This window comes from Nocardia aurea (assembly GCF_003123685.1).
GTDB classification, from domain to species: Bacteria; Actinomycetota; Actinomycetes; order Mycobacteriales; family Mycobacteriaceae; genus Nocardia; species Nocardia aurea.
On sequence record NZ_QCYJ01000130.1, the window covers coordinates 151,304 to 163,024 of the forward strand.

At 67.5% G+C, this 11,721-nt stretch carries 14 protein-coding genes; 6 read left to right on the forward strand and 8 right to left on the reverse strand.

All coding sequences use genetic code 11. The annotated features are described in order from the left end of the window. Positions 1–64: 64 nt before the first annotated feature. The 5 genes from DAT37_RS32665 to DAT37_RS32685 form a co-directional block, all read right to left on the reverse strand. Positions 65–394, reverse strand: coding sequence for a helix-turn-helix domain-containing protein (locus DAT37_RS32665; protein WP_109528753.1), 330 nt, complete (start codon positions 392–394; stop codon positions 65–67). Continuing rightward, positions 391–759, reverse strand: coding sequence for a type II toxin-antitoxin system RelE/ParE family toxin (locus DAT37_RS32670; RefSeq protein WP_109528754.1), 369 nt, complete (start codon positions 757–759; stop codon positions 391–393). The genes DAT37_RS32665 and DAT37_RS32670 overlap by 4 nt, the downstream gene beginning before the upstream one ends. A 215-nt stretch (positions 760–974) precedes the next feature. Further along, complete coding sequence (locus DAT37_RS32675) at positions 975–1,433, reverse strand: hypothetical protein (RefSeq protein ID WP_109528755.1); 459 nt, start codon at positions 1,431–1,433, stop codon at positions 975–977. A gap of 28 nt (positions 1,434–1,461) precedes the next feature. After that, on the reverse strand, positions 1,462–2,226 hold the full coding sequence (cobM, locus tag DAT37_RS32680; RefSeq protein ID WP_109528756.1) for a precorrin-4 C(11)-methyltransferase: 765 nt from the start codon (positions 2,224–2,226) through the stop codon (positions 1,462–1,464). An 82-nt stretch (positions 2,227–2,308) separates the two neighbouring features. Beyond that, complete coding sequence (locus DAT37_RS32685; protein WP_109528757.1) at positions 2,309–2,734, reverse strand: PPOX class F420-dependent oxidoreductase; 426 nt, start codon at positions 2,732–2,734, stop codon at positions 2,309–2,311. Positions 2,735–2,837: 103 nt separating this feature from the next. Here DAT37_RS32685 and DAT37_RS32690 point away from each other — a divergent pair, with 103 nt between their 5' ends. Then, entirely contained in the window at positions 2,838–3,803 is a 966-nt protein-coding gene (locus tag DAT37_RS32690; protein WP_109528758.1) for a DUF1152 domain-containing protein, read from the forward strand. Between the two features lie 125 nt (positions 3,804–3,928). Here DAT37_RS32690 and DAT37_RS32695 read toward each other — a convergent pair whose 3' ends face one another. After that, positions 3,929–4,522 carry an SACE_7040 family transcriptional regulator gene (locus DAT37_RS32695; protein ID WP_109528759.1) on the reverse strand — a complete coding sequence of 198 codons (594 nt, stop codon included), beginning with the start codon at positions 4,520–4,522 and terminating at the stop codon, positions 3,929–3,931. Positions 4,523–4,615: 93 nt separating this feature from the next. Between DAT37_RS32695 and DAT37_RS32700 the strand changes: the two genes are divergently transcribed. From DAT37_RS32700 to DAT37_RS32720, 5 genes are read left to right on the forward strand one after another with little or no spacing between them, the layout of a single operon-like run. After that, positions 4,616–6,199 carry a carboxyl transferase domain-containing protein gene (locus DAT37_RS32700; RefSeq protein WP_109528760.1) on the forward strand — a complete coding sequence of 528 codons (1,584 nt, stop codon included), beginning with the start codon at positions 4,616–4,618 and terminating at the stop codon, positions 6,197–6,199. A 5-nt stretch (positions 6,200–6,204) separates the two neighbouring features. Beyond that, positions 6,205–8,304: an acetyl/propionyl/methylcrotonyl-CoA carboxylase subunit alpha gene (locus DAT37_RS32705; RefSeq protein WP_109529103.1), complete on the forward strand. Its 2,100-nt coding sequence runs from the start codon at positions 6,205–6,207 to the stop codon at positions 8,302–8,304. Continuing rightward, positions 8,301–9,461, forward strand: coding sequence for an acyl-CoA dehydrogenase family protein (locus DAT37_RS32710; RefSeq protein WP_109528761.1), 1,161 nt, complete (start codon positions 8,301–8,303; stop codon positions 9,459–9,461). The genes DAT37_RS32705 and DAT37_RS32710 overlap by 4 nt, the downstream gene beginning before the upstream one ends. Next, on the forward strand, positions 9,458–9,934 hold the full coding sequence (locus DAT37_RS32715; protein WP_109528762.1) for a MaoC family dehydratase: 477 nt from the start codon (positions 9,458–9,460) through the stop codon (positions 9,932–9,934). The genes DAT37_RS32710 and DAT37_RS32715 overlap by 4 nt, the downstream gene beginning before the upstream one ends. Then, entirely contained in the window at positions 9,931–10,746 is an 816-nt protein-coding gene (locus tag DAT37_RS32720; RefSeq protein ID WP_109528763.1) for an HpcH/HpaI aldolase/citrate lyase family protein, read from the forward strand. Before DAT37_RS32715 ends, DAT37_RS32720 begins: the two co-directional genes overlap by 4 nt. A 62-nt stretch (positions 10,747–10,808) precedes the next feature. Here the strand turns inward: DAT37_RS32720 and DAT37_RS32725 are convergent, their stop codons facing one another. Together DAT37_RS32725 and DAT37_RS32730 are read right to left on the reverse strand one after the other, a co-directional pair. After that, positions 10,809–11,240: a type II toxin-antitoxin system VapC family toxin gene (locus DAT37_RS32725; RefSeq protein ID WP_109528764.1), complete on the reverse strand. Its 432-nt coding sequence runs from the start codon at positions 11,238–11,240 to the stop codon at positions 10,809–10,811. Beyond that, positions 11,237–11,482: a type II toxin-antitoxin system prevent-host-death family antitoxin gene (locus DAT37_RS32730; RefSeq protein ID WP_109528765.1), complete on the reverse strand. Its 246-nt coding sequence runs from the start codon at positions 11,480–11,482 to the stop codon at positions 11,237–11,239. Before DAT37_RS32730 ends, DAT37_RS32725 begins: the two co-directional genes overlap by 4 nt. Positions 11,483–11,721 lie beyond the last annotated feature (239 nt).

Here is an 11,721-nt window from a genome sequence, read left to right on the forward strand (position 1 = left end):
GACTCCCACGAGATCGAGTCTCGCGGCCCGTCGGTAGACCTCGAGGTCAGGGCAGTTGAACCGACTACGCGACTTTGATGCTGTGCGGTCCCACGCTCACAGTGATATCGAGATGCCCGCCGAGCGCTCGCGCATACCCGCGGAGGGTGTCCAGTTCCATCGCCGACAGGTCGCCGCTCTCGATCTGCGAGACCCGCGACTGTGAGACGCCGAGCGCGGCGGCGACTTCGGCTTGGGACTTTCCCACCGACTTGCGCAACTCCTTGAGGTGATGCCCCGCGATGAAGGAATCGAGTCGCGCGGAGGCCACAGCCCGAACCTCGGGATTGCCCATTTCCGGCTGCAGGCTGTGGGCCTCCGCCTTGACCTCACGCCAATTGCGCGCAGGGCTCATGTCTCCTCCTTCTTCTCGATGCGGTAGTCGGCGTATCGTTTCTCCGCCAACGGAATCGCGCTGTCATACCAGCGTGACCATCGCCCGGCCTTGTCGCCCGCGACCAGGACGATCGCCTCGCGGTCGGGATCGAACACGAACAGCAGGCGGATCTCCGAGGTGCCGCAAGAACCCGGACGAAGTTCCTTCAGGTTGCGCAGTCGACTGTGCTCGAGGGTGTCGACGAGCGGGCGGCCGAGCGCTGGGCCGACCATGGATAGCCGGTCGAGAGCCTGCTCGATCTGGACAGCGGTCGCGGGGTCGGACACGCAAAGCTTCATGAACCAGTCGTCTACCGGCTCCAGCAGGACGATTTCCCAGGCCACAGGGAAAATATAACATAGAGCTAATGTTTACCGACCGCACTGCGATTTCGCCGGCGATGCTCGGACAGCGGCGGCGCATGCGCGTCATCAGCGATTGATGGTCGCCGATGACATGGAGTGGGGCAGAAGTTACTCGAAGTGGAGTCGGCCGAACTGCCTGTTCGCCAGTGGGCCACTGCGGCTGAATCGCGTCGAGGGCGCTCTCCGCGTACGGATCAGAGGGCTATCGGTCGGTAGGCGAGAGCGGCGTCGGCGATCTGCTCGGCGGTCGCGTCCCGAAGGTCGGCGGGCGGGTGATAGATCAGGTTGGTGGGGGCCGGGTGGGGCACGTTGGTCCGGAACAGGAGCAGGTAGTAGTCGGCGTCCGGGTCGGCGGCGCGGATTCTGCGCACGATTTCGACGAGTTCGTCGCGGGTGATGTCGGGGACGCGGGGGTGGGCCGGGCGTGCGGCTTCCTGGGCGAAGTCGAGCAGGTCGCGGTAGGAGCTGTACTCGACGAAGTCGGTGAAGTCGTAGTCGTGGCCGGTGTGCTGGTTGAACGCGGCGATGACGGCGATGGCGGCGTCGGGGTCGCCGGTGGTGATCAGGTGGTCGATGCGCTCTATTTCGCGGGCGAGGGCGGCGAGGTATTCGGGGGCGACGGGCGGCGGGAGTAGTTCCGGTCTGAGGTCCATGTGCTCTCCAGGTGCACCGAGGGACGAATCAGCGTGGGGCGGTGGAGGTTCGGCGGTCGCGAGCCGGGTCGTAGAGGTGCGAGGTGGTGCAGGTGATCGCGGGGGTGAGGGCCCGGCCGACGAGAACGACGGCGGCCTGGCGCAGGGTGGCGGCCTCGACCTGATCGGCGATGTCGGCGAGCGTGCCGCGCAGGATCAGTTGGTCGGGCTGGCTGGCCCGGTAGACGACGGCGACGGGACAGTCGGAGCCGTAGTCGGCGGCCAGTTCGTCGGCCAACGGGCGGATGCGGGTGATGGCCAGGTGGAGGACCAGGGTGGCTCCGGTGCGGGCGAAATTCGCCAGCGCCTCGGATTCGGGCATCGCGGTGGAGCGCGCCCGGGTGCGGGTGAGGACCACCGATTGGACCACCTCGGGAACGGTCAGCTCGGTGCCGAGGAGGGCGGCGGCCGCGGCATAGGCGGGCACGCCGGGGGTGATGTCCCACGAAACGCCGTGGGCGTCGAGACGGCGGGTCTGCTCGGTGAGGGCCGAATAGATCGACGGGTCACCCGAGCACAGCCGGGCGACATCGCTTCCGGATTCGTGGGCCCGCACCAGATGGCCGGTGATCTGGTCGATGTCCAGGTGCTGAGTGTCGATCAACTCGGCGTCCGGCGAGCAGTGCGCCAGGACTTCCGGGTCCAGGTAGGTGCCCGCGTAGAGGCAGACCGGGGAGGTCCGCAGAAGGTCGACCGCTCGTACGGTCAGCAGGTCCGCCGCTCCCGGCCCGGCCCCGATGAAGTGCACGGTCATGCGTGGGAGTCTAGGCGGCGGGTCGGCGGGCGTCGTCGACACCCGTGCGCGGATGCTCCGGGACGGACAGAACCGGAACGCCTCAAGCAGTGGCGTCGAAATGCGCGATGATCTTCGTCGGGTGCACGCGCACGACCAACTCCCCCGGCACGGCGTTGCGTTTGCCGAATTCCTCCGCGCGGTCCGCACCCATGTACCGCCCACCGAGCGCGGTCGCGGTGCGCAAGAGTTCGTCGGGATCCTCGGACAGGGTGACCGTGCCCTGAATCTGCACGGAACCGTAGGGCGGTTCCTCCTGGTCGACGACGAGGGCGACGCGACGATCCCTGGCGAAGGCCTTGCCCTTGCCGGTGTATTTGCCGGTGTTGAAGACGATCGTGTCGTCCTCGACGAGGAACCAGATCGGGGTGACCAGCGGTCGACCGTCGGCCGCGACGATGGCGACCTTGCCCGTTCGTGTTCCATGGGACAGGAATTCGCGCACCTGGGGATCGGATAACGAGGCCATCGACTCACCCTAGGGCCGGTCACGACTCCTCGCGCGCAAGCGGTCGTGCGTGTTCACACGGCGCGGCGTTGATCGATGGTGTCACCGTGGCCATCATGGCGAGGTGACGTCGTTCAGCCTTGCCGAGCCACCGCTTTTCACTCGCCTGCGCGACGCCTCGCGCGTGCTGATCGCCGGAGCGGGCGGCGGATTCGATGTGTACGGTGGCCTGCCGCTCGCCGTAGCGCTGGAAGGGCTCGGTAAGAAGGTGTATCTGGCGAACCTGTCGTTCAGCGACCTGGCCAGGACCCCGCTCGAAGATTGGCTGGCGCCGGGCGTGGCCGCCGTCGAGCCCGAGACGGTCGGCAACGACGACTACTTTCCCGAGCGCAGCCTGGCACGTTGGCTCGCGCTCACCGGTCGCGCGCCGGTCGTGTACGCATTCCCCCGATCCGGCGTCCGGCCCCTGCGCGCGGCCTATGCCGCGCTTGTCGAACAGCTGAAGCTGGACGCCGTCGTACTGGTGGACGCGGGCACCGACATCCTGTTGCGCGGCGACGAGACCGGACTCGGCACTCCGCACGAGGATATGACCAGCCTCGCGGCCGTGGCCGGGCTGGACGACATCACCCGATTGGTGGTGTCGGTCGGTTTCGGCGTCGACGCGTATCACGGGGTCTGTCACGCACACGTGCTCGAGAATCTCGCGGCGCTGCAACGGCAGAACGCGTTCCTCGGAGGGCTCTCCATACCGCTGGACAGCCAGGAAGGCGCGGCCTATCTCGCGGCGGTCGACCACTCGCTGGCCGAAACGCCTCTGCGCCCGAGCATCGTCCACTCCCAGATCGCCGGTGCGTTGCGCGGCGAATTCGGTGATGTCCACACCACCGACCGCACCCACGGCACCGAACTGTTCGTGAACCCGCTCATGGCGATGTACGTCGCCGTCGAACTCCCGGCGCTGGCGCGCACGATCGAATACCTGCCACTGCTCGAGCCGACCGAGGATGCCTACCAGGTGGCGCGGGTGATCGAAGCCCACCTGACGGCTCGGTCCAGCCCACGCCCTTTCAGGCCCATTCCGCACTGACCGGTCCGCACATCCGGCGATCCGATCACCTCGTGACCGGTGACCTCCGCCGAATTCGGCCCGCCGCCAGGCTTACTCGACGCATCAAGAGGTACGCGAGTGGGCTCCGCGCTCAGCGCGATCCCTCACCCCAGCGCGGTCAGCGCCATCCGGCGCAGAATCGGCCGCGTGCGCGCCGCCGTCGCCGAGGTCGCGCTGTGCGGTGTCGAGTTGATCAGGCCGAATGCCGCGTGCGCTTGGACGCGCGCGGCTTCCTCCGCGAGCCCCGGATGCAGGTCGCGCAGGACCGATACCCAGATCTCCACGTATTGCCGCTGCATCCGGCGCAGATCCCGACGGGCGGAGGCGGGGACGTTGTCGAGGTCGCGGTCCTGGATGCGGATGAGTTCGGGTTCGCCGAGCGCGAAGTCGAGGTGGAAATCGACCAGGCCCGCGAGCGCGGCCTCGGGTGAGGCGGTGTCGGCGACGACGCGTTTGCCGCCGTCGAGCAGGCGCTGGCTGATGCCGAGGAGGAGTTCGGTGAGCAGCGCTTCTTTGCTCGGGAAGTGCCGGTAGACGGCGGGGCCGCTGATGCCGACGGCGGCGCCGAGGTCGTCGAGGCGCACGCCGAGGAAGCCGCGATCGGCGATGAGCCGGGCTCCGGCGTCGAGCAACTGCCTGCGACGGTCCGCTTTGAGCTGCTCACGACGGGTGAGTGTGCCGGGTTCTGTGTCCGCCACCTGTGCCCCCTTTCCCGACTCTGGACAACTCGGTTAATCAAGATTAACCTGAATCTCAGTTATCGGCGACTAACTGGATGGCAGGACGGCGTGATGACGGTTACCCAAGAAGTCGACAATCGCAGCGCCCACCGGGTGCTGGTCGGCGACCTGCGGGATCGACTGGCAACGGCGGCGCTCGGCGGGCCCGCCAAGGCGCGTGAGCGGCATGTGGCGCGCGGCAAACTGCTTCCCAGGGAGCGGGTGGATCAACTTCTCGATCCCGGCAGCCCGTTCCTGGAGCTGTCCCCGCTGGCGGCGACCGGGATGTACGACGACGAATGTCCCGGCGCGGGGGTGATCACCGGGATCGGCCGGGTCTCGGGGCGCGAATGCGTGATCGTCGCCAACGACGCGACGGTCAAGGGCGGCACCTACTACCCGATGACGGTGAAGAAGCATCTGCGCGCTCAGGAAGTGGCGTTGCAGAACGAGCTGCCGTGCATCTACCTGGTCGACTCCGGCGGCGCGTTCCTGCCGCGCCAGGACGAGGTGTTCCCGGACCGGGAGCATTTCGGACGCATCTTCTTCAACCAGGCGACCATGAGCGCCAAGGGAATTCCGCAGATCGCGGCGGTCATGGGCTCGTGCACGGCGGGTGGCGCGTATGTGCCCGCCATGAGCGACGAGGCCGTGATCGTGCGTGATCAGGGCACGATCTTCCTCGGCGGCCCGCCGCTGGTGAAGGCGGCGACCGGCGAGGTCGTCAGCGCGGAGGATCTCGGTGGCGGCGCGCTGCATTCGCGCACCTCCGGTGTGACCGACCATCTGGCCGACGACGACCGGGACGCGCTGCGCATCGTGCGACGCATCGTCGCCACGTTCGCCCCGCGCGCGGCGACTCCGTGGGAAGTCCTGCCGAGCACGCCACCGGCCGTGCCGGATTCCGATCTCTACGACGTGGTCCCCGTCGATCTGCGCACCCCCTACGACGTGCGCGAGGTCATCGCACGCATCGTGGACGGCGGCGAGGGTTTCCACGAATTCAAAGCCGAATACGGCAAGACCCTGGTGACCGGATTCGCCCGCATCCACGGGCATCCCGTCGGCATCATCGCCAACAACGGCGTCCTGTTCGGCGAATCCGCCATGAAGGGCGCGCATTTCATCGAGCTGTGCGACAAGCGCAAGACGCCGCTGTTGTTCTTGCAGAACATCACCGGATTCATGGTCGGGCGCGATTACGAAGCGGGCGGTATCGCCAAACACGGCGCGAAGATGGTGACGGCGGTCGCGTGCGCGCGGGTGCCGAAACTCACCGTCGTGATCGGCGGCTCCTACGGCGCGGGCAACTACTCCATGTGCGGGCGCGCGTATTCGCCGCGCTTCCTGTGGATGTGGCCCAATGCCAGGATCTCGGTGATGGGCGGTGAGCAGGCGGCCTCGGTGCTGTCGACCGTGCGCGGCGACCAGCTCGACAGCAGCGGCAACCCCTGGTCCGCCGAGGACGAGGAGGCGTTCAAGGCGCCGATCCGCGACCAGTACGAGCACCAGGGCAATCCGTACTACTCCACGGCGCGCCTGTGGGATGACGGCGTGATCGATCCCGCCGACACCAGAACCATTCTCGGCCTGTCCCTTTCGGTCTGCGCGCAAGCGCCGCTCGAACCCGTTTCCTACGGCGTCTTCCGGATGTGATCGCGATGCTGAGCTCAACCGACCCACAGATTGCCCTCGCGGGCAACAAATCCCAGCCCGTCGAATTCGACACCGTGCTCGTCGCCAATCGCGGCGAGATCGCGGTGCGCGTCATTCGCACGTTGCGCGCCATGGGCATTCGGTCCGTCGCCGTCTACAGCGACGCCGACGCACAGGCCCGCCACGTCCTGGAAGCCGACAGCGCGGTGCGCCTTGGCCCAGCGCCCGCGCGCGAGAGTTACCTCGACATCGCGAAAGTGGTCGACGCCGCGGTGCGCACCGGCGCGCAGGCGGTGCACCCGGGGTACGGCTTCCTGTCCGAGAACGCCGCCTTCGCGACCGCGCTTGCCGAGGCCGGAATCGTGTTCCTCGGCCCGCCCGCCCGCGCGATCGAGGTGATGGGCGACAAGATCACCGCGAAGAACACCGTGTCTGCCTTCGATGTGCCGGTGGTGCCGGGTATCGCGAAGCCGGGACTGTCCGACGAGGAACTGATCGCCGCTGCCGTCGAGATCGGCTACCCGGTGCTGGTCAAGCCGTCCGCGGGCGGTGGCGGCAAGGGGATGCGCAGGGTCGAGGATCCGGCGCTGCTGCCCGACGCGCTGGTCAGCGCCCGGCGCGAGGCGTCGGCCGCGTTCGGTGACGACACCCTGTTCCTGGAACGTTTCGTCACCAGGCCGCGCCATATCGAGGTGCAGATCCTGGCCGACCGGTTCGGCAATGTGGTGCACCTGGGCGAACGCGAGTGCAGTCTGCAACGCCGACACCAGAAGGTCATCGAGGAAGCTCCCTCGCCGCTGCTCGACGCGGCGACGCGGGCGCGGATCGGCGCGGCCGCCTGCAATACCGCGCGCAGCGTGAACTACGTCGGCGCGGGCACGGTGGAATTCATCGTCTCGGCGGATCGTCCGGACGAGTTCTTCTTCATGGAGATGAACACCCGCCTACAGGTGGAACATCCGGTCACCGAGATGGTCACCGGGATCGACCTGGTCGAATGCCAGGTGCGGGTGGCGGCCGGGCAGAAGATCGGCGTGGCCCAGGACGATATCCGCATGGTCGGTCACGCCATCGAGGCCAGGGTGTACGCGGAGGATCCCGGTCGCGGCTTCCTGCCGACCGGCGGCACCGTGCTCGCGCTGAGCGAGCCCGACGGCTCCGGCGTCCGGGTGGATTCGGGACTGCGCGTGGGCACCGTCGTCGGCAGCGATTACGACCCGATGCTGTCCAAGGTCATCACCCATGCCGCCGACCGCACCGCCGCCATCGCGAAACTCGATCGGGCACTGGCCGATACGGTCGTGCTCGGCGTCACCAGCAATATCGAATTCCTGCGCTTCCTGCTGGCCGACACCGATGTCGCGGCGGGACGTCTCGACACCGCGCTGCTGGACCGCCGGGTCGCCGATTTCGTTCCCGCGCCGGTGGGCGACGACGAATTCGTCGCCGCCGCCGCGTATCACTGGCTGCGGCGCTGGCCCGCGCCGTCAGGCGATCCGTGGGATATCCCGACCGGTTGGCGGCTCGGCGTGCCCGCGCCGACGGCCATCCGGCTGGCGGGCGGCGAGAAGATCCAGCACGTCTATCTGACCGGTTCGCCCTCGGCGGCCGTCGTTCGACTCGGTGACGACGAGAAGTCGGCCGCGGCAACGGAATCCACCCTGACGGCATCCATCGACGACACCGGGACACTCGTCGTCGCCCGCGACGGCGTGCGGCGGACCTATCGCGTGGCGGAATTCGACGGACAGCTCTGGGTCGCGGGACCGTCCGGCGTCTCGGTGCTGCGCGAAGTCGCCGAGGTGAGTGTGCGCGGCGGCGCGGACCACGTGGGCGACGCCGAGATCCGCAGTCCCATGCCGGGCTCGGTGATCGCGGTCCCCGTCGCCTCGGGCACCGTGGTCGCCGCGGGCGCGGCCGTGGTGGTGGTCGAGGCCATGAAGATGGAGCACACGCTCACCGCGCCGGTGGCGGGCACGGTCGAGATCCTGGTCGAGGCGGGCGCGCAGGTCCGGCTGGATCAGCCGCTTGCTCGCATCGTCGCGGCCACCGAAACCCCCGAACCAGCACCGAAATCCAGCGAGGAAGAAGGAACTCCCGCATGACCGACTATCTGTCCACCGGCACCCTGCCCGAGGATTATCGGGATCTCGCGCTGACGGTGCGCGATTTCGCGCAGTCGGTCGTCGCCCCGGTGGCCGCCGAACACGACGCGAACCACACCTTCCCGTACAAGGTCGTCGCGGGCATGGCCGAGATGGGTCTGTTCGGACTGCCCTTCCCCGAGGAATTCGGCGGTATGGGCGGAGACTACTTCGCGCTGTGTCTCGCGCTGGAGGAACTCGGCAAGGTCGACCAGAGCGTGGCCATCACCCTGGAGGCGGGTGTCTCGCTCGGCGCGATGCCGATCTACCGTTTCGGCAATCGCAAGCAGCAGGAGGAATGGCTGCCGCAGCTGACGAGCGGACGCTCGCTCGCCGCCTTCGGCCTCACCGAACCGGACGCGGGCAGCGACGCTGGCGGCACGCGGACCACCGCGACCGTCGACAGCGGTGAGTGGGTCGTCAACGGGCGCAAGCAGTTCATCACCAACTCCGGCACCGATATCACCACGCTGGTGACGGTGACCGCGGTGACGGGGCAGACGGGCGCCAAGAAGGAGATCTCGACGATCCTCGTGCCCACCGACACCCCCGGTTTCGTCGCCGAACCCGCCTACAACAAGGTCGGCTGGAATGCCTCCGACACCCATCCGCTGACGTTCACCGACGTCAGGGTGCCCGAGGAGAACCTGCTCGGCGAACGCGGGCGCGGCTACGCCAATTTCCTGCGGATCCTCGACGAGGGCCGCATCGCCATCGCGGCGCTGTCGGTCGGCGCGGCCCAGGGCTGCGTGGACGAGAGCGTCCGCTACGCCAAGGAACGGCTGGCCTTCGGTCAGCCCATCGGCCGCAATCAGGCCATCGCGTTCAAGATCGCCAGGATGGAGGCGCGCGCCCACGCCGCGCGCACCGCCTACTACGACGCCGCCGCCCTCATGCTCTCGGGCAAACCGTTCAAGAAGGAAGCCTCCATCGCCAAGCTCGTGGCCAGCGAGGCCGCGATGGACAACTCCCGCGACGCCACCCAGATCTTCGGCGGCAACGGGTTCATGAACGAGTACGCGGTGGCCAGGCATTACCGTGACAGCAAGATCCTCGAAATCGGCGAGGGCACTACGGAGGTACAGCTGATGCTCATCGGTCGGGAGTTGGGACTGTGAAACGCGTTGTCCAGCGCGGACTCTGGTTCGAGGAGTTCGAGACCGATGTCGTGTACGAGCACCGGCCCGGGCGCACCATCACCGAGGCAGACAACGTCCTGTTCACCACGCTGACGATGAATCCGCAGGCCCTGCACCTCGACGCCGCGTTCTCCGATCAGCAGCCGCCCTTCAACCAGCGCTTGGTGAATTCGATGTTCACCCTGTCCACGCTGATCGGGCTCTCGGTGGGACAGCTGACCCAGGGCACGCTGGTCGCCCAGCTCGGTTTCAGCGAGATCACCTTCCCGAAACCGCTGTTCCACGGTGACACCATGTACGTCGAGACGGTGGTCACCGAGAAGCGCGAATCCAAATCCCGCCCCGGCGAGGGCGTGGTGACGCTGGCCCACACGGCCCGCAACCAACACGGCGATATCGTCGCGACCGCGACGCGTAACGCGCTGATCCGCAAGACACCGGAGGAATCATGAGTTGGGAGATCACGGGTCCGGGCTGGCTCTTCTGCCCCGCCGACCGTCCCGAACGTTTCGAGAAGGCCGCCGCTGCCGCGGACGTGGTCATCCTCGACCTGGAGGACGGCGTCGCCGCGGGTGACAAACCCGCCGCCCGCGCCGCGATCGTCGAGACGCGCCTGGATCCCGAGACCACCGTCATCCGGGTCAACGCCGCGACCACCGACGATCACGCGCTCGACCTGGCCGCGCTCGCGCAGACCGGCTACCGCCGGATCATGCTGTCGAAGGCCGAGTCCGCCGAGCAGGCGACCGCGCTCGCCGACTACGAGATCATCGCGCTGATCGAATCCCCGCTGGGCGCGGTCGCGGTGGAACGCATCGTGCGGGCGGGCAATGTGATCGGCGCGATGTGGGGCGCCGAGGACCTGGTCGCGGGTCTGGGCGGCAAGTCGAGCAGGCGCGCGGACGGCAGCTACCACGAGGTCGCCCGCCATCTCCAGTCGGCGACCCTGCTCGCGGCCAAGGCCTACGGCAAATTCGCCCTCGACGCGGTGTATCTGAACATCCGTGATCTCGACGGGCTGCGGGTCGAGACGGCCGATGCCGTCGCCGTCGGCTTCGACGCGAAGGTCGCCATCCACCCCAGCCAGGTCGCCGTGATCCGCGAGGGTTACGCGCCGTCCGAGGAGGAAGTCTCCTGGGCGCGCCGGGTGCTGGCCGAAGTGCCCAACCACCGTGGCGTCTTCCAGTTCGAGGGCCGCATGGTCGACGGCCCCATCCTGCGCCAAGCCGAACAGATCGTGCGCAGGGCCGCCGTCACCGCGTAGTGATCGCCGCGTCGTGACAGCGGATCCGACCGCTGTCACGGCGTCCGCGCCCTGCTGTGGTGCTACTCCGCGTGCGCGGCCTCCCACGGATCGATGATCGTCACACCCGTCGGCTCGAAGTCGTTCACATTCCTGGTCACCACGGTCATGCCGTGCTCTCCCGCCGTGGCGGCGATCATGGCATCGCGTTCGGGGCGAGGGTCGGGCACCTGCAGGCGCGCCGCACGCCGCGCGATGGCGAGATCGATCGGGAGAATCCGTCCGCTGAACGCATCGAGCACGGTGTCCTCCAACCACGTTCGCAGTCGCTTACCATGGACCGAATCACGACGTTCGACCCGACCGACGCCGATATCGATCTCCATGATCGTGACAACGCTGAGATACAGCTCCGACGGTCGCCGCGCCGCAATCCACGCGCGCACCGCAGGATTCGCCGACCGCGACGATTTCCGCAGTTCACTCAAGACATTCGTATCGAGGAGATAGGTCACAGCTCCGGAACCTTCAGAGCGACGTCGAGCGGGGCCGGTTCGAAATCGAAATCGTCACCGTCGTCCATACTCAAACGAGCGACGAGATCTTGACTGTCGGCGCGTAGCCGTCGGTATTCCTCGATCGACAGCAGCACGAATGCCTCCTCACCACGGTCGGTAATCACCACCGGCCCGTGCAGTGCGGCGCGTTTCGCCGCACTGACGTCGCGGTTCAGCTCGCGAGCGCTCATGGTCGACATGACACCCCCTCAAAGTAGGTACGTACCTACTATAGACCTCGATATCGGAACGATGTCCACACCGAGATGGTCCAGACACTCGTTCTCGCGCGCGGCACGGGATTCTGTCATCGACGGCGGTAGCGGCGGGACCACCCAGAGCCGAGGCGACGCCAAGGGCTGGGCTCATCGACACCGGGTCGCACGCAGTAAGTAATTCATAATTCCAAACCGATATATGCCTTTTCAGTGCGTCGACA

Bases quoted from the DNA above. Each gene is read 5' to 3' on its own strand.
- DAT37_RS32665 (WP_109528753.1), bottom strand. From the start codon at position 394: ATGAGCCCTGCGCGCAATTGGCGTGAGGTCAAGGCGGAGGCCCACAGC.
- DAT37_RS32675 (WP_109528755.1), bottom strand. From the start codon at position 1,433: ATGGACCTCAGACCGGAACTACTCCCGCCGCCCGTCGCCCCCGAATAC.
- cobM (WP_109528756.1), bottom strand. From the start codon at position 2,226: ATGACCGTGCACTTCATCGGGGCCGGGCCGGGAGCGGCGGACCTGCTG.
- DAT37_RS32685 (WP_109528757.1), bottom strand. From the start codon at position 2,734: ATGGCCTCGTTATCCGATCCCCAGGTGCGCGAATTCCTGTCCCATGGA.
- DAT37_RS32700 (WP_109528760.1), top strand. From the start codon at position 4,616: ATGACGGTTACCCAAGAAGTCGACAATCGCAGCGCCCACCGGGTGCTG.
- DAT37_RS32705 (WP_109529103.1), top strand. From the start codon at position 6,205: ATGCTGAGCTCAACCGACCCACAGATTGCCCTCGCGGGCAACAAATCC.
- DAT37_RS32710 (WP_109528761.1), top strand. From the start codon at position 8,301: ATGACCGACTATCTGTCCACCGGCACCCTGCCCGAGGATTATCGGGAT.
- DAT37_RS32720 (WP_109528763.1), top strand. From the start codon at position 9,931: ATGAGTTGGGAGATCACGGGTCCGGGCTGGCTCTTCTGCCCCGCCGAC.
- DAT37_RS32730 (WP_109528765.1), bottom strand. From the start codon at position 11,482: ATGTCGACCATGAGCGCTCGCGAGCTGAACCGCGACGTCAGTGCGGCG.